17 protein-coding genes are annotated in these 17,914 nt (G+C 39.6%); 1 reads left to right on the top strand and 16 read right to left on the bottom strand.

Features of this window, described 5'->3' with window-relative positions; genetic code table 11:
• Positions 1 to 2 precede the first annotated feature (2 nt).
• A complete protein-coding gene (locus tag D7V92_RS09250) occupies positions 3 to 1,016 on the bottom strand; it encodes a Gfo/Idh/MocA family protein (protein ID WP_087345679.1) in 1,014 nt (337 codons plus the stop codon).
• 166 nt (positions 1,017 to 1,182) lie between these two features.
• On the opposite strand from D7V92_RS09250, the gene D7V92_RS09245 reads away from it, so the two are divergent.
• A complete protein-coding gene (locus tag D7V92_RS09245) occupies positions 1,183 to 1,770 on the top strand; it encodes a DUF4251 domain-containing protein (protein WP_005861917.1) in 588 nt (195 codons plus the stop codon).
• An 83-nt stretch (positions 1,771 to 1,853) separates the two neighbouring features.
• On the opposite strand, the gene gcvT is transcribed toward D7V92_RS09245, so the two are convergent.
• The 15 genes from gcvT to D7V92_RS09170 form a co-directional block, all read right to left on the bottom strand.
• Entirely contained in the window at positions 1,854 to 2,939 is a 1,086-nt protein-coding gene (gene gcvT / locus D7V92_RS09240; RefSeq protein ID WP_121772756.1) for a glycine cleavage system aminomethyltransferase GcvT, read from the bottom strand.
• A 13-nt stretch (positions 2,940 to 2,952) separates the two neighbouring features.
• Positions 2,953 to 4,173, bottom strand: a complete 1,221-nt coding sequence (gene pepT / locus D7V92_RS09235; protein WP_121772755.1) for a peptidase T — start codon at positions 4,171 to 4,173, stop codon at positions 2,953 to 2,955.
• Positions 4,174 to 4,229: 56 nt separating this feature from the next.
• On the bottom strand, positions 4,230 to 5,636 hold the full coding sequence (locus D7V92_RS09230; RefSeq protein ID WP_121772754.1) for an amidophosphoribosyltransferase: 1,407 nt from the start codon (positions 5,634 to 5,636) through the stop codon (positions 4,230 to 4,232).
• 156 nt (positions 5,637 to 5,792) lie between these two features.
• Entirely contained in the window at positions 5,793 to 6,059 is a 267-nt protein-coding gene (gene rpmA / locus D7V92_RS09225) for a 50S ribosomal protein L27 (RefSeq protein WP_005861909.1), read from the bottom strand.
• 22 nt (positions 6,060 to 6,081) lie between these two features.
• Entirely contained in the window at positions 6,082 to 6,399 is a 318-nt protein-coding gene (gene rplU / locus D7V92_RS09220; RefSeq protein ID WP_005861907.1) for a 50S ribosomal protein L21, read from the bottom strand.
• Positions 6,400 to 6,635: 236 nt separating this feature from the next.
• On the bottom strand, positions 6,636 to 8,642 hold the full coding sequence (locus D7V92_RS09215) for an FRG domain-containing protein (protein ID WP_121772753.1): 2,007 nt from the start codon (positions 8,640 to 8,642) through the stop codon (positions 6,636 to 6,638).
• Positions 8,643 to 8,759: 117 nt separating this feature from the next.
• On the bottom strand, positions 8,760 to 9,611 hold the full coding sequence (locus D7V92_RS09210; RefSeq protein ID WP_121772752.1) for a polysaccharide deacetylase family protein: 852 nt from the start codon (positions 9,609 to 9,611) through the stop codon (positions 8,760 to 8,762).
• A 3-nt stretch (positions 9,612 to 9,614) separates the two neighbouring features.
• Positions 9,615 to 10,187 carry a DapH/DapD/GlmU-related protein gene (locus D7V92_RS09205; protein WP_121772751.1) on the bottom strand — a complete coding sequence of 191 codons (573 nt, stop codon included), beginning with the start codon at positions 10,185 to 10,187 and terminating at the stop codon, positions 9,615 to 9,617.
• Positions 10,188 to 10,194: 7 nt separating this feature from the next.
• Positions 10,195 to 11,010: a glycosyltransferase gene (locus D7V92_RS09200; protein WP_121772750.1), complete on the bottom strand. Its 816-nt coding sequence runs from the start codon at positions 11,008 to 11,010 to the stop codon at positions 10,195 to 10,197.
• A 15-nt stretch (positions 11,011 to 11,025) separates the two neighbouring features.
• Positions 11,026 to 11,781 carry a glycosyltransferase family 32 protein gene (locus D7V92_RS09195; RefSeq protein ID WP_121772749.1) on the bottom strand — a complete coding sequence of 252 codons (756 nt, stop codon included), beginning with the start codon at positions 11,779 to 11,781 and terminating at the stop codon, positions 11,026 to 11,028.
• A gap of 39 nt (positions 11,782 to 11,820) precedes the next feature.
• Positions 11,821 to 12,804, bottom strand: a complete 984-nt coding sequence (locus D7V92_RS09190; RefSeq protein WP_121772748.1) for a glycosyltransferase family 1 protein — start codon at positions 12,802 to 12,804, stop codon at positions 11,821 to 11,823.
• A gap of 1 nt (position 12,805) precedes the next feature.
• Entirely contained in the window at positions 12,806 to 13,846 is a 1,041-nt protein-coding gene (locus tag D7V92_RS09185; protein WP_255420297.1) for an EpsG family protein, read from the bottom strand.
• A gap of 210 nt (positions 13,847 to 14,056) precedes the next feature.
• Positions 14,057 to 14,962, bottom strand: coding sequence for a glycosyltransferase family 2 protein (locus D7V92_RS09180; RefSeq protein WP_121772746.1), 906 nt, complete (start codon positions 14,960 to 14,962; stop codon positions 14,057 to 14,059).
• Between the two features lie 108 nt (positions 14,963 to 15,070).
• Positions 15,071 to 16,504: a flippase gene (locus tag D7V92_RS09175; protein WP_121772745.1), complete on the bottom strand. Its 1,434-nt coding sequence runs from the start codon at positions 16,502 to 16,504 to the stop codon at positions 15,071 to 15,073.
• A 278-nt stretch (positions 16,505 to 16,782) separates the two neighbouring features.
• Positions 16,783 to 17,907 carry an MraY family glycosyltransferase gene (locus D7V92_RS09170; RefSeq protein WP_121772744.1) on the bottom strand — a complete coding sequence of 375 codons (1,125 nt, stop codon included), beginning with the start codon at positions 17,905 to 17,907 and terminating at the stop codon, positions 16,783 to 16,785.
• Between the last annotated feature and the right edge of the window lie 7 nt (positions 17,908 to 17,914).

Here is a 17,914-nt window from a genome sequence, read left to right as displayed (position 1 = left end):
TATCAATCCGCCGGATAGACAATTCCCAACTGCCGGCGTACCTCATCGATAATCTCCAGCGTGATCAAGGAGTTCTCATGGCTATTGATCTCGGACTCCCGCCGGCCGGAGAGGATAAGGTTGATAAATTCCGCTATCTCATAGTAATATTCATCCTTATCGACGCTCACGCTTATATCCTCCGGTACAGGTTCCGGACCTTTCCCCATCGCCGGAGCTAAACGGGGGAAATATGTCACTTTACGGATGATATTGATCCGGTCCAAGGTCAAGTTCCCCTCCTCCCCTTGTATCTCGGTAGGCAAGGCGGAGTTGGCGATCTTAGAATAAAGCACCGTGGCGTTCATCCCCTCATACAAGAAATTCACGGCCCCTTGCCCGTCCGCTCCTGAGGACAGGACTATGCCCGAGGCATCTATCTTCTTTGGACGACCAAACAAGACAACCATCGGATAGACCGTATAAATACCGATATCCATCATGGCCCCATTAGACAACTCCGGCTTGAAAGCGTTCAACACGATTCCTTCCTTGAACTTATCATAACGGGAGGAATACTGGCAATAGCAGGCGAAATAACGACGAACCGTACCTACACGCCCAAGATTCTCTCGCACGGCAAGAAAGTTCGGCGTAAGCGTAGGCTTCATCGCCTCCATCAACGTGACATTATATGTACGGGAAGCCTCGATCATCGCACGTACTTCTTTCGCATTGGAAGCGAAGGGTTTCTCGCAAAGAACATGCTTGCCATAGCTCATGCAAAGAATACTCTGGGAGGCATGAAGGAAGTTCGGGGAGGCAATATACACGGCGTCGATCAACGGGCTTTTCGCCATCTCCTCCAAGGAGGTAAACGTATACGGTATATTATGTTTCGAGGCGAAAGCATCTGCCGTCTCCTGAGTTCTCGAATATACAGCTACCAGTTCAAAACGCTCATCCTGCCGGGCTCCGGCAATTACCCAATCACTTATGAAATTGGTTCCGACTACACCAAAACGTACTTTATCCATATTCTATCGTATTATGTTCTTTATTTACAAATGTACGATTTCTGTTTAACATAAATACTCCGTGGAAATGTTATTGTATCTATAAAAAGGATAAGTCACAGGAACTTTTTCGCAACGACGCTGTTTAATCTATACAATTTAAAACCGTTTTAAAACTAAATCAAGTATGAAAAGAATTGTATCTTTTATCGTCGTTCTCGCTGTCGCTATGTGCGGAATGACACAAGTAATGGCTCAAAAATCGATAACAAAGGAAGCCAAAAAAGTAGAGAGAGAAATCAAAAAACAAGAGCGTCTGGCACAAGATGCCGTAGAAGGCCAAGAAGAGTTTAACGCCGCTGTACAAGCTATCAACAACCAATCATTCGTATTGGAGGCTAACAACATACAACCGATGAACGGACAGGTATTCTACGTAAATTCAAATACGAACTTCGTATCTTTGAATGACGGACAGGCTATGGTCCAGATCGCATCCAACTCTCCGTATCCCGGTCCTAACGGATTAGGTGGTATCACCGTACAAGGTAGCGCCTCCAATATCCAGACCAAGCAGGATGACAAGGGCAATGTTTATCTGAACATGAACGTACAGGGTGTGTTTATCTCCGCTACCGTTAGCTTGATGCTTACCAACGGAACAAACAACGCAACCGTTACCGTAGACCCGAACTTCTCCGGTAGAAACTTGAGAATGACCGGTACCCTACTTCCGTACTCACAATCGAACATTTTCCAGGGAACAACATATTAATCATGTCCAACTTTTCTATAATAAGGAAGGCGGTGCTCCGTGAGGAACATCGCCTTCGAACTATTTATAGATAGCCTTATCTCTTATTTACGGAAAGGAGCCTTTACCACTTGAGCCTTCAAGTTCTTATTACGCACCTTGATAAAGATATCCGTACCCGCTTTCGCGAACTCAGGTTTCACGTATCCCATACCGATCCCCTTCTTCAATACCGGAGACATCGTACCGGAAGTAACCACGCCAATTACATTCTCTTCCGCATCGGCGATCTCATAGCCATGACGGGGAATTCCCTTTTCCTGCAACTCGAAAGCACACAACTTACGGGTTACGCCCTCTTTCTTCTGACGCTCCAATTCCGCACGATTCGTAAAGTTCTTACCCTCGGCGAACTTCGTGATCCAGCCTAAACCAGCCTCGATCGGAGAAGTCGTATCATCCAAATCATTTCCATACAAGCAGAAGCCCATCTCAAGACGAAGCGTATCGCGTGCTCCCAAACCGATCGGCTTGATCCCTTCCGGCTTTCCAGCCTCGAATATAGCGTTCCAGATCGTCATCGCATCACTCGGATAGAAATACAACTCGAAGCCACCCGCACCGGTATACCCCGTGTTAGAGATAATCACGTTCTTGCAACCGGCGAACTCACCCGTCACGAATGAATAGTAAGGAATAGAAGATAAATCAACCGGAGTAAGACGTTGAAGAACCTCCTGTGCCTTCGGTCCTTGGATAGCCAATTGAGCCGTACGGTCGGAAGAATTCTCCAATTCGGCACCTACCGTATTATGGCTTACGCACCAATCCCAATCCTTGTCAATATTACCGGCGTTTACGACCAGCAAATATTTCTCCGGCTCGTAATGATATACCAAAAGGTCATCCACGATACCTCCCTTGTCATTCGGGAAGCAAGTATATTGAGCCTTGCCAAGCGGCAAGACAGAAGCGTCGTTAGAAGTTACGCTTTGAATGAAAGCCAAAGCGTTCGGGCCTTTTACCCAAAACTCGCCCATGTGGGAAACATCGAACACACCTACACCATTCACTACAGTCATGTGTTCGTCGATAATTCCGGAATATTCGATAGGCATATTGAAACCTGCGAATTCGTGCATCTTCGCGCCCAAGGCGATATGCACGTCGGTAAACGGAGTTGTTTTCATGTAATTATTGCATTTAAGATTTACGAGCCGATAGCTCTATGATTTTTATAACTGTTTCCATACTCTTTTCCAACGAACGAACGGGCAAGAACTCATAACGTCCGTGAAAATTCAGGCCTCCCGCGAAAATATTCGGGCAAGGCAATCCCATAAACGACAGGCGGGCACCATCCGTACCTCCCCGGATCGGTTTCACGATCGGTTCTACCCCAACGGAGGTCATCGCCTCAAACGCCAAATCAACGATATGCTTCTGGGGCTCCACGACCTCGCGCATATTGTAATATTGATCCCGAAGCTCCAAATGCGCACATCCCGGATGCGCTTCATTCATCTTATCAACCAACATACGAAGCAATTCTTTCTTCTCCTCGAACAACTTCCGGTCATGGTCACGGATGATGTAAGATAGAGTAGCTTCCTCAACCGAACCTGTCATACCGGTCAAATGGAAGAATCCCTCATAACCAGTCGTATGCTCCGGACGTTGCTCGGCCGGCAACCAAGAAGCAAACTCGATCGCACGCAAGGAAGCGTTTTGCATCTTATCCTTGGCGTATCCCGGATGTACGTTCAAGCCCTTGAAGATAATCTTAGCGCCGGCGGCATTGAAATTCTCATATTCCAACTCACCGATTTGTCCACCGTCAATCGTATATCCCCAATCACAACCGAACTTCTCCACGTCGAAATGATCGGCACCTTGTCCGATTTCCTCATCCGGGGTAAAAGCGATACGGATCTTACCGTGCTTGATCTCCGGATGATCCTTCAAATATTGCATAGAGGCGACGATAGCGGCTACACCTCCCTTATCATCGGCACCTAATAAAGTCTTACTATTCGTTACGATAATATCCTGTCCCTTATAATCTGAAAGCTCTGGGAACATCGATTGAGATAGTACAACATTTTCTTCCGCATCCAAGACAATATCACCACCCAGATAAGTCACGATACGAGGCTGGACATTCTTACCCGACATATCCGGACTCGTATCCAAATGAGCGATAAAACCGATAGTCGGGATTTTCTCGTCCGTATTAGCCGGCAGAGTAGCCATTACATAACTATTCTCATCCAAGGAGATCTCCTCCATACCAATCGCTTCCAATTCCTTCACCAAAGCCTCGGCAAAGACACGTTGTCCCGGCGTACTAGGAGTCGTACCCGTCTCCTCGTTCGACTGGGTATCGAACGTAACGTACTTTAAAAATCTATCTAAAACTGTCATAACTCACTCTTTTTAGCCATTAAAACATTGCAGGCATAAAAGTAGGTAAAATTTTTCTAAAAACAGCTTGAACCATCAAAGCAATGCGTACAAACCTTACACTTAGGAAGGCCGATCGCCTCCACCAAGGTTTCCAGCGTATTAAACTTCAAGGAACTCAACCCGAAACGCTCGGCGATAATTCCGACCATCTTCTTATATTCCGGAGAGTCTGTCGTAGCATATTTATCCAGATTCTTATTCTCATCCCCTTCCAATTCCTTGATAATCTGACGAGTTATCAACTCCAAAGGACTCTTGGAAGAAGTAAAACCGATAAACGGGCAACTATAAATCAATGGAGGGCAAGCGATACGCATATGTACCTCTTTCGCCCCATAATCATATAAGATCTTCACGTTATCACGAAGCTGTGTACCACGCACGATCGAGTCGTCGCAGAAAAGGATGCGTCTGCCTTCCAGCATCGCACGGTTCGGTATCAATTTCATCTTAGCCACCAAGGAACGCATCTCTTGGTTAGCCGGGGTAAAACTACGAGGCCACGTCGGTGTATACTTAGCGATAGCCCGATGATAAGGCACCCCCTTACCTTCCGCATACCCCAAAGCCATACCCACACCGGAGTCCGGTATACCACAAGCGCAATCCACCTCCGAGTCATCCTTCTGCCCCATCTTATAGCCACTCATAAACCGGACATCTTCCACGTTCTTTCCCTCATAGCAAGAAACAGGGAATCCATAATATACCCAAAGGAAAGAGCAGATCTGCATCCCTTCATTCGGTTTACGCATCTGCTCCATACCATCGGCACGCAAACGGACGATCTCGCCCGGGCCTATAAATTTCTCGATCTCATAATCCAAGTTCGGAAGACTGCTGGACTCGCTGGTCGCCGCATAAGCCCCGTCTTTCCTTCCGATTACGATCGGCGTACGCCCCCATTTGTCACGGGCAGCGATAATACCATCCTCCGTCAGGAGCAACATGGAGCAAGAGCCCTTTATCTTATTGTAAACATTCTCAATGCCCTCCACGAAGTCCTTGCCTTGTGTAATCAGCAAAGCGACTAACTCCGTCTGATTCGTTTTTCCTGAACTCAATTCCGAAAAATGCATATTCGCCTTCAATAACTCATCCTCCAATTCGTCCAAGTTATTGATCTTCGCCACCGTCACGATCGCGAATTTTCCTAAGTGAGAGTTGATAACGATTGGCTGCGCATCCGTATCGCTGATAATACCGACCCCGGCATTTCCTTTGAATTTAGGAAGCCCCGGTTCAAACTTGGTGCGGAAATAAGAATTCTCCAGATTGTGGATCGAACGCGTAAATCCTTCTTCCTTATCGTACGTAGCCATACCGCCTCTGCGGGTTCCTAGATGAGAATTGTAGTCCGTACCATAGAATAAATCCGTAATACAGTCTCCATTAGAAATAGTTCCGAAAAAACCACCCATTGTTTTTTATGTTTGTATTTATGTTTGAGACCGCAAAGTTACAAGTTTATTTATATATGTTCCAAAATTTACTTCATAACGTTTATTATCATCGGCAATAAAAAAAGGATACCCCTTTTCGGGATATCCTTTTCCTTATTCTTTGGTCGCAGAAACTTAGGCCTCAGCAACAACTTCTTTTACAGAAACGAATGATCTGTTTTCTTTTCCCCTACGGAAAGTAACAACGCCATCTACCAACGCATACAACGTATGATCCTTACCGATACCTACGTTCTCGCCCGGATGATGAACCGTACCTCTTTGACGAACGATGATGTTACCTGCTTTAGCAACCTCACCACCAAAAAGCTTAACACCTAATCTTTTACTTTGTGATTCACGGCCGTTCTTAGAACTACCCACACCTTTTTTATGTGCCATTTCTTTTCTTCTCCTTTAAACGTTAAGCAATAACTTCTTTAATACTCACCTCAGTGAACTGCTGACGGTGACCGTTCAATTTACGGTAACCTTTTCTTCTCTTCTTGTGGAATACCAGCACCTTGTCACCTTTTACCAGCGGAGATAATACCTCACATACTACCTTTGCGCCCTCTACAGTAGGAACACCCACTGTTACCTCACCGTTGTTATCTACTAACAACACCTTGTCAAACTCCACAACAGCACCGCTTTCTGCGTTCTGAATGTGATGAACGAACAATTTCTTGCCTTGCTCAGCCTTGAACTGTTGTCCGTTAATTTCTACGATTACGTACATCTGTCTTAAAATCTTTTAAACAGGTTAGGTCCCAGGGGTGGGCTCCGTCTCCGGCTCCACTTATTTACCCTCTGCGGAAAATCGAGTGCAAAGATAGAGGTTTTTATTTAAAGGACAAGGGAGAAGAGGAGAAAAAACATCTAACCAAACGTTTTCTTGTCATTCTTGTCATCCATTAAACCCGGATCAAGCACTCTTAATATAAAAGCCTTAACAAATAAAGTAATAAACAACACCTATTCATCTTTAGGCACATTTTTAAACTCAGTAGGCCCATTATAACTGAACCGACATATAATCTTGCGTTGCGTGTCTTGGAAGCCTTTGTTTTCCCATTGTTTGAGACATTCCTGTTTCTCATCTTCCGTAAATGAGACGATCGGAGAGTCAACTATACTAATCTTACATTCTTTAATGTATTGCAGGCATATCGACCTATCTACATCCGAATAGAACTCACCGCATGCAGCATCAAAAGCAGCTCGGCTAAATTTATCTGAAGATTTAATATCATCAGCTTTCTCTTTCAATATACTTTTCGGAAATAGTTTTACACTTCGATTTGTATAATTAAAAATAAATTCCGCTATCTCAGGGTCATGTTGAAAAGGTATCACCTGACGAACGATCTTGTTGAAATTTTCTTTAGGCAACATCTCTACAACAAAACCTGCTTGTTCACCCGGACGAGAAAACGGTTGAAGTCCGACAGCTCTCAACTTAGAAGATATACCAGATAATGGAATTTCAGCATAATGATAAAATACACCCGGTTCTTGTTGTGGTGTAGTGATTGGTGTATAAATGTCATCTTTACATGTCGTGGACGAAAAAAATGCTGCCACAAATTTATCTACGGTAACATCTATCAACTCTGTCTTTATTCCATAATGTTGTGCCAACGCTAAAGAATCGATATTCAATGAAACAGAATCACTACTACCATCTGGGTAATTAACATAAAGTCCGCCTGAGAATATTTTCGTAATCGGATATTCAGATATCAACAACTTAAATTCTTCATATTTTACCCGCTCAACAAACTGCATAGCAGGAGTCATCCCCTTTCGATATAGCGAAGGATAACAATCCTCATAATATGACGACTGTCCACGATAATAATCATTGAATGCGAGATTGCACGGAACTAATGAAGTTTTACCATCCGGCATCACCATAGTCTCAAACTTACCTTCATGTTCAATCCCGTGGAAAAGTCCAAGAAAGCTCCCTTGCTTATATCTCCATAATTCCTCTCCCAAAGAGAGGTGATCTAGGATGTCAAAAAGGTTTGTCGGCTCCTTTGGACCTTTATCTATATGCCAAGGGATATACGCAATTCTTGAATTAGATTCAAGCGATTTCTTTAACTCTAATAGATAATTCCTTATTTCCGATCCATGCTGTCGTTCCGCAGACCTCGCATATTTATCAAATTCTACTAAAGCAGCGTTATTGTCACCATTTTCAATACAAGCGGCAATATAAGCCTCTTCAACTATACAAATTGAAGGGAGTGCGCCATTACGTTCTGCTTCACTAATTTGTTGCTTCAAATCAGTCGTGTCTCGAAGAACATATGCTTTTACAAATCTCGCATGACGTTTTTCAAACGAATCATAATCTGTATCATCCATTTCACATACAATACGCTCAGCCTCATTTTTCAAGTTTTTATAATCATCTATATGCCGATTGAGAAGATACGCAGTATAACTTATAAGCGCCCTGTCGACCTTCGCCAAGGAAGCCAATTTTTCATTTCCTTCTTTTTCATAGCAAGTCTCGGCTTTACGAATGAAGTACAAAGCAAGTCCACTATAGCGAGCAGAGAACATTCTTGAGATTTCCATATAGATATTCCCTAAAATAGTCATATCACCTATTAATTCTGCTAATCCTAGAGTTTCCGACAAAGACGAAATACTAATACCACGCCGATTCAACATCATCTCCATTTTACTTTTATAAACTAGGATCTTAATGGTTTGCTTGATATTGGCTCGGATGGCAGATATATATTTGTCTATCTCTGCTATCCCCTCCTTATACTCTCCAAGACGGAAACATAACTCAGAACCGAGACTGAGACGGTAATATATAATGTCAGAAACTAATTCCTTTCCCCCAAACTTACTATCAAATTCTGACAGAAGAGCTTTTCCCGCCACGTGATCTATTCCATTAATAGCATCTTTACATTTATCGAGCAACTCTATTGCTTGTTTCGCTCTATTATTCATATTATCAACTTTATTTATAATAGTATAATTTTCAACCGTTAAGTTTAAAATTTTCAAAGATAGATATTTCCCCTCACATTCTTTATCAAATCTTCCACAAAGTGAACTACAAACAAATCAATGTAGCATAACGGCAGGAACTGCCTTCCAATCTATCAGACCATCCGCCGTACGTAAGTCCATAAAATCAAAATCCATAAGCCATCGTTTCAATTTCTCTTCCGCTCCACGCAAGCCATAATACGATTTGAAACGACGGATATAATTTAAGTCCTCAATCATCGGTTGCTCCGCATCCAGATCACGAGGATGGATGTAAGCCAACAAATATTCAGGACATTCACGTGTCCATTTCCTTAATAAGCTATATGGTACCAAGCGGAAATAGCCTCCTCCAGAGAAAACGATATGCTTACCCAATATCTTACGACACACGATCGGGAATTCCTTCATCCTTATCCCATTATATTCCACCCAGCTAGGTACCGTAAAAACATATGATGGCATTCCTCCATGCGCATGATGCGCAGGAAAAACCGAGCTATCCATACGAATCCCTAATTCATGCAATATCTCGAAAGCCCACCCCTCGCTCTCACGGATCGAGAACCCCGGCGCACGAAAAGCCTCTACCTTCTGCCCCGTTATATCCTCCAGCAATTTTATGGAAGAAGAGACATCCTCTTTGAATGCCTCCCTCGATTGTTGCCACACTAACTGATGATTCATCGTATGGCTTCCCACCTGATACTTGGATGCAATCTGTCGCACGATATCTGGATACGTTTTGGCGATCCAACCGATCACGAAAAAAGTAGCCTCCGTATCTGTCTCCTCCAAGATACGAAAAATGCGCTCCATATTCTCATAGATACGCACATCAAATCCTTTCCACTGTTCCTCCGAGCGTGTAGAGTCGTTATCGAGGAGATGAAACCATTCCTCGATGTCGAAAGTTAGTATGTTCATACTTTATTGAGGTACTACTTTAATAACTTTAGCAGGCCGCCCCATAGCTATAGTCCAAGCAGGAATATCTTTTGTAACCAATGAACCTGCACCAACAATTGCACCTTCTCCTATCGTTACACCGGGCATTATCATACTTCCGGTTCCTAATAAACAGCCTTTCTTCAACACAATAGGTCTTATATTATAACCCAATTTTGCATAATCATCCCCAATATGATAATTACTCAAATTCCTCTGGTGGCAAAGCAAAAAACATCTATTTGCAATATGTACATGATCTTCCAAAGTAATCATATCAGAATGCGTAACATCTAAATAAACCTCATAACCAATATAACAATCTTTCCCCATATTCGCTCCCATGACACGCCACAATAAAGGACGTATTTTTCGATAGTTTAGCGGAGATAAAATAACAGAGTACATACAATACTTCAACAGTATAGCATTTACTAAGCCCTTCAAAAAACGCTTAATAGCAAAAAAGAAAGATATTTGTCCATATTCTTCCTCTGAAAAATTAAGCCCTACAAATCTCAGAAATCGATAAGTATTACTCAGTTTAACACTCATAATTATATCAACTAGTTTTATAATTCCACAACCTTCTCATCAAATAAGATCTTACAAACAAAGGCATTATACGTATAGGAAAATGAGTAACAACATTTTTAAACAAATCCATCAAAGTATAAAATCCTATTTCATAAAAATATATAAACGTTCTTATTTCATTACTTGCATATAACCAACCTCCTCGCCTCCCAATCATATCATAAGAAGTCCTAACAAAATAAAGCACCTCTTGAACATTAGAAAAACGAGCTCCCGCCAGAAACATCCTAACCCACAAATGATAATCTTCATATAAATAACAATGTTGATAATTACCCGCTTTCAAAACCATACTCTTTCTATACATACATCCTGCATGACAAATCGGCGAACGCTTCTTTGCTAAAGCCAATATTTCATCATGAGTAGCTGGTCGTTTTTTTATTGCAACAGGATGTTGAATGTCTATATCATATAACAGAGACCAACAACTTACAACATCATAGCCTTCATTTAATTTTTCTAATTCTTTTTCAAAGCGATCACATGGCATCTTGTCATCTGTATCCATGCGAGCTATGTATTCATTAGAACAAGCCGATATTCCTTTAGCCAAAGAACGCCCTAACCCAAGATTCACTTCATTCGTCAGAATCTTAAATATAGGATGAATCGTAGCATACTCAAAGATCACCTCCTCTAACTCATCAGTCAAAGGACCATCTTTTACCAACACAATTTCATTTGGTTGAATCGTTTGAGTAAAAACACAATCAAGTGCCTCTCGAAAATATGCAGATCTCTCATTTTTATAAATCGATATTAAGACCGAAAATTCCATTTTAACACATCTTTTCTATATTTTACGAAATCTTGATTTGATATTTCGAATAACACATACAACATAAGCATGTATTTCACTTCCAAACGCAACAAATAAAAGCCTATGAATAGTCTTTTTTAAAAAATCAAAACCGCTATAATCAAGCCAGTTACCATCAAAATGATGTATCGTATATGTATTATCTGTCAACTTTAACTTTTTCGTTTGATAATTTTTTGGAGAAAAATAATCAGAAGGAAAGAGAGAGATTTCTGGCAAAACAAGAATCACATTTGGATCATCAATAAAACTAAAAACTCTATGTAACTGAAAATGAAACATTCTCGGAATTGGACGAGTATCTAAACGGCCATCCATACCAACAAAATGTCTATTTTCATAATAATCTAAAGCATTCTTTATCCAATTAGAATGTTTTTCCGATCCTATAATTGCGGCTTCTATAGCATTTGTAGAATCATATCCAATAAATGAATTCAAATTCAACAAGTCATCAAAAGGTTTAATCACCTCCACATCAGAATCTAAATAAATCCCCCCATAGTGAAATAAAGCAAAACAACGAATATAATCAGCAGCAAAAGCATATTTTTTATTCTCATATGCCTCTTTTAGCCAAATATTTGAATTAATATCAATTTTATTCTTATCCCATAAAATAAATTCATACCCCTTTAATTTTTTCCTCCAAGATTTGATACAACACTCAACTAAAGAAGGGTATGGATCTCCGCTTAACCAACAATAATGAATAATCTTTGGAATCATAGTTCTAAATCAAACAATAAATAAAAAACTATTTATTAACTAATCAAATATTTTTTGATATAAATCAAGATATAAAAAAGAGATCTTTTTTACCGAAAACTGTTTCACATTCTCTAGTCCTCTCTTTATCAAATCATGTCTTAATGTAGGAGTCTCCAGTAGAATCTTAAAACCATTACGAATGGATTCAACATTATACGGATCAACATAATAAGCCGCATTTCCTGCAATTTCGTTCATAGGTGCTAAATCTGAAGTTAAAACAGGGCGGCCTATGGCTTGAGCCTCTATGACAGGAAGACCAAAGCCCTCATAAAGAGAAGGAAAAGAAATAATATCTGCGCTAACATAAGCATTTAAAATTTCCTTATCCGTCAAATCAACCCCTATTTGATAATCAATAGAATATTTTTTTAACATTAACAATATTTCATCAGGACATACCCCAACAATAAACAACCGACATTTTATGTCACTCAAAGCCTCTATTACTCTAAACAAATTTTTATTAGAGCGAGTTCCTATATGTAAAATGACAGGTCGATCTAAGTCAAAAACTTTAGGTACATAGCTAAACTCTAATCGGATAGGATTGTAAATCACATGAATTTTGGGTCTTGCAAATGGAAACAAACAAAGTAACTGTTTTTTCACATCCACAGATATACAAGTCACCGCTTTAGCTCTTTTGATCGGAAGATAATACCAAAACATCCAAATCAAATAATATTTTATATCTTTTTTCTTGCGATTCAAATGGCTAAGATCATGTATAGTCAATATCGAATTATTCAAAAACAATGAACAATAATGAACATCCCCTACAACATGAACTCTTTCATTTCGATATTTAAAAACAAATATCATATTCAAAAAAAGCGATTTAAAAGAAAATCCCCAATAAGGAAGATTTATTTTCTCAATAGGTACTTTATTGCAGATTTCCAATTGAAGTTGGTCAAATATACGTTCTATGCTATAATAAAATCCTGCTTTTCTATGTAAAAAATAAACTTTTTTCATACTAATACATTGTTCTAAGATAAGTTGTATTTACAAATATTCCTTTATATGGAAAAAACAAGCTATTTGGAAATTTATATTCTGATTCATTCAATGCTTTATTAACAAATAATATCCCATATACAAACACACACAAAACGACAAACAATAAAGGAATTTTATTTTTTATTAAAAACACAAATTCTCCTATCAATAAAAATTCACAAACCATCAAATAAAGACTTAACCTTGACACCAAAATTTGCAAATTAGATCCATAAAACAAAAGATAAATAATCACAAATAAATAGTACATATTAAATAAAATCCTAAAATAACGATTATTCACCAATACTTTTTCCATAATAAAATAAGAAAAAAAGACAATTATAAACCTTCGCAAAACAGGAATCAACATCACAAAATAAGAAAATTGACTAAGATATTCATTTCCACTATAAAAATAATCATTTAATCTATCAACAAAAAGTATTGTTCCGCCCAACCCACTCACAAATTCAAAGAACAGTAAATCAACTAATCCAAACAGTGAAACAAATACAGAAATCAAAACACCTAATACATATATTTTAAGGCTAAAAGATCTATTTAAAAAAGCCACTATCAAAAAGAATAGAGCTGAATTATGAAGCAATGAAGCCAATAACACACATAATAAAAAACGCCAATATTTATAACAAACTACAAATCTCAACAAGTAAAAACAAATTGAGAAAGCCAACAATTGACGAATAGTCCCCATAAAAGCCAAATAGCCACAATAGAACAAAAAAAATGCGATTAACGGCATATTTGAATATTTTCTTATCGAATCACATATAAAATAGTAATAAATCAACGATATTATCAACAAAAAAATCGTATAATTTGGCCCAAATACATAATATATTATTCTATTAAGATATTGATAACCAATTTCTACTCGCATATCTGTCCTAATAAAACAATTCAAATAAATATCTTTATAATTCTCCCAATCATTTCCAGTCTCCCATCTCAACCCATCCAAAACAACCATAGCGGGAAAAAACACCAGCCACATAAAATTAGCCTGTGTATTATATCCCTTATAATAACACAATACTATTACTAGTATAAAAACATAACTATAAATATAATAACAAGAACATATATACTCCAACATAACAACCATATATTAAGCACATTATGACTTAAGTCACGTAATCATATCAAACACACAGTACTAAAAGAACTATCACATCAAAAAATGCTTATAAAATTCTCATGTATATTATTTCCATATAAATAGAACTATGTATTTAATACGTTTTATAGCAACAGATATCTTCTTCCTGCTACTCAAAAAATAAAAAAACATACGAGACAACAATGTTATACAATATAAAAATAAGGCTATATAAGTTCTTAAAATATTAGAAGTAAGTTTATAATAAGTGACATGTCCATGTTCCTCACATTGTATTTTCCAATCACTGATATGATTCTCGAAACTACCACCTACTAGATGTTGGATACATGCTTGGGGAACAGAATGTACTTCCAAACCTTTACAATTAAGACGATAACATAATTCTGTTTCTTCATAATACATAAAAAACTTAGGAGAAAAACCGCCCAATTGATTAAACACACACTGAGGCATCATCAAATCAGCACCAGTGATATAACTAACAGGTATTGCTTTGTCGGTAAAATTATGCTCTCTATTGCATCCCCATAAAGTACGTGCTATATAATCATGCAGTAAGTTATTCAACTCCCATCGGATACCGGGGAACCAACGGCGAAACGAATGACATGGTTGAAGATCTATATTATATAGATTTCCGCCACAAGCACCAACAGACAAATGAGAATCTAAATATTGAGACAATATAGAAATAGCATCATTAAGCAAAATAGTATCTGGGTTCAAAAATAAAATATTTCGTCCTTTCGCAAGTTTAACTCCCTCATTATTGGCCCTTCCAAAACCCATATTTTCAGGTAAAGAAACACATTTTACTTCAGGATATTGTTGTTGTATATAAGTCGCAAAATCATCATTAGAATTATTGTCAACAACTATTATCTCATAACTAATTTTCCGTGTTAACCGTTGTATAGAATCCAAACATTTCAATATCAAGGACACAGTTTTATAATTCACTATTATAATAGAAACATCTATATTCATAAGTACATTTTACAAATGCAAAATAGTCTGTTACATTTTGATTTATTTTCTGTCATATATAATAAATAGACACATTATTCTCTCTTTTATTTGAAACATTATCAAAATCTATATTTTAAAGAATAAATTTTTAATTCGTTCTCCAACTAAAGATCTTATTATTATTTGCAATAACATCCACAAAATACCAGCTAATACCACCGCACATCCCACCCCTAGCAATTCATTATCAATCCATCGTCCACAGCCCAAACAAATTACTACACTAGGCAAAGAGAACAACACATTTTTTCCTATTGCCTTGATAGGAATCAAGATTAATTCTTGCGATAGCACATACCACACATACATTCCGGTCACCCCCATTTCTGAACACAGTAATACGACTGCTGAGCCCACGCTTTTCACAGAAGGAACCACCAGCAAATTAATCAACAAGCTGACAACCGCTCCTATGATCGATGCTACCAATAACACCTTATCCTTCTTCATCGGCATCAATACCTGTATTGCCAATACCTGAGCCACACCTACGGCGAACGCCGCTGGCATGATAATCCGCATGGGTAATATCGCTCCCTCATAGCCGGGACCGGATAGGATATAAACAATCTGAGGGGCCATTATCATACTACAGAGGATCAAGGGGATGCAGCAAGTCGACATCACAGAGAACGAACGATTCACCAATTCTTGGAAACGATCCTTCTCTCCATTCGCCAGCAAGGAACTCATCCGAGGCAACATGACATTCGTGAATGCGGTAAAGAAACCCAAGACCACGGAGTACAGCTTAAACGCTGTTGTATAATAACCTACCTCCGTGTTATTAGACACCAGTCCCAAATACATCACATTAAAGGTGAGATACATCGAGGTCATCAACGTATAAATACCCAATGTCACGTTCTGTTTAAGATACTTGAATAATTGAATATTATTCCATCTAACCCGTACGAATTTTCGAATATATAATTGATTGATAAGAGCGTTCAATACAACCACTCCTACCGTGAGTATAAAATAAAGTCGATAGTCCGACGTATCTCTTACGAATAGGAAAACACTGATTATATAAAGAACTTTTATAAGGATAATTCTCAACGTAATATACCGGAAATTCTCTACTCCCGTAAAAAACCATTCCACTAGAAATACAGTAAAAAGTATCTTTGCCGTTCCTATATAAAACAACTCGTCATATTGACACAGCTTAGGTATTGTCACTACACAAAGTAGATATATACCCAACGATACCAAGGTGAATAACAGATTCAAGGCTAACACGCTTGAATACACTTGATCCCTACGTTTCTTATCCTCTTTTACCGCCGCTATCTCTCGAACGCCTAGGAGCCCAACCCCCATTGTAGCGAACAATAAGAAATAATTCACCGTATTATCCACAAAATTAACCAAACCGATACGTTCAACACCTAGCACCCGAGCCACGTATGGAAACGTAATGAAATTGATCAAATAAGTGGAAAGAGTCAGTACGCTTTTATAAGCGAAGTTTTTCTTTATAGAAGGTTGTAACATGAGTAATAAGCACTCAATTTAGGGCACACACCCTCAAAAGGGCACCGTACAGTGTCCTAAACCGAGTTCTGTAAAAAATTAATTCTGATTTTAACATGAGCCAGTGCCCCATGTAATTGCATCGGATATCAAATTCCGCACATAAATATACGCAAACAATTCCTCCAATTCATTTTTTAAATGAGAGAGAACCCAGGTGTCTGTTGATCACGAGCCACGAAGCCAAAGATACGGACATTTACGATTTCCCCACACCTATCCCGATAATAATTCTTTACTTACCGCAATTGCTCTCTCTCTTTCCGTTCCCGATTACGCTTAATCAGCCCATTCAAGCCTACATGCAATATACTCCAGCAAAAGAGGTTTAAGAAAAACAAATAGGTTATGTCAACACGCCATGCCAACGAGCTATTAAGCAGGATAAAGAAAGCGGAAATCGCGATGATACAAACCATCACCACCCGCACCCGCATCCCCGTGCGCAACAACTTATGATGAAAGTGATTCTTATCCGGCAAGAACGGGTTCTTGTGCTCACGCAGGCGATGCAAGACCACACGGATCACGTCCAGCAGCGGAACCAGCACCGTAGAGAAAGCGATCACCATGTACGGGTTGGACAATGTCGGAGAGACCTCGTTCGTCACGCTCATGTGAATGATCAAGAAACTGATCACGTAGCCCAGCGTAAGGCTGCCGGCATCCCCCATGAAAAGCTTATGTCCACGGTTGGCGTTACCGAACACGTTGTAGCACCAAAAGGGCATAAGGATACCCAGCGTACAGATCGCCAACAAGGCGTAAACATACTGCCCGCGAAGAAAGAATATAACGCTCAAGACCGACAAGGCGATACAACACAGGCCCGAGGCCAAGCCGTCGATACCATCAATCAAGTTAATGGCATTTGTTATATATACCACGATAAACACCGTGAACGGCACCCCTACCCAAACCGGCACCGAGTAAATACCGAACAAGCCACCAAACGAGTCGAACCAGTTACCTGACAGTACCAACAGAAACGCAGCGGCGATCTGCACGGCGAACTTATAGCGGTAGCCTACCCCCACCAGATCGTCACAAACACCCACCAGATAAAGCAGCGTCATGCCCACGAACAGGAACAGGTACTCATAAAGCATATTGAATGACAAGCTCGAGGTGTCCATATCCCAAAAGTACAGACGAAAACCGATCACCAAGAACATCGACATCAGGATCACCGGAAAAAAGGACAGCCCACCCAGACGGGGAACCGGCATCGTATGCACCTTACGGGCGTCCGGGACATCATAGAGCCGTTTCTTATGGGAAATCACCAAGATCCTCGGGATGATCACCATGCCGAGCGATACGGCAAACAGGAAACCGAATAATAGAAACAAAGATGTTTGCATGATCCTA

Origin of the sequence: Parabacteroides sp. CH2-D42-20, assembly GCF_003670185.1 — a bacterium.
Classification (GTDB): domain Bacteria; phylum Bacteroidota; class Bacteroidia; order Bacteroidales; family Tannerellaceae; genus Parabacteroides; species Parabacteroides distasonis.
This window is presented reverse-complemented; position numbering and strand designations above follow the sequence as displayed.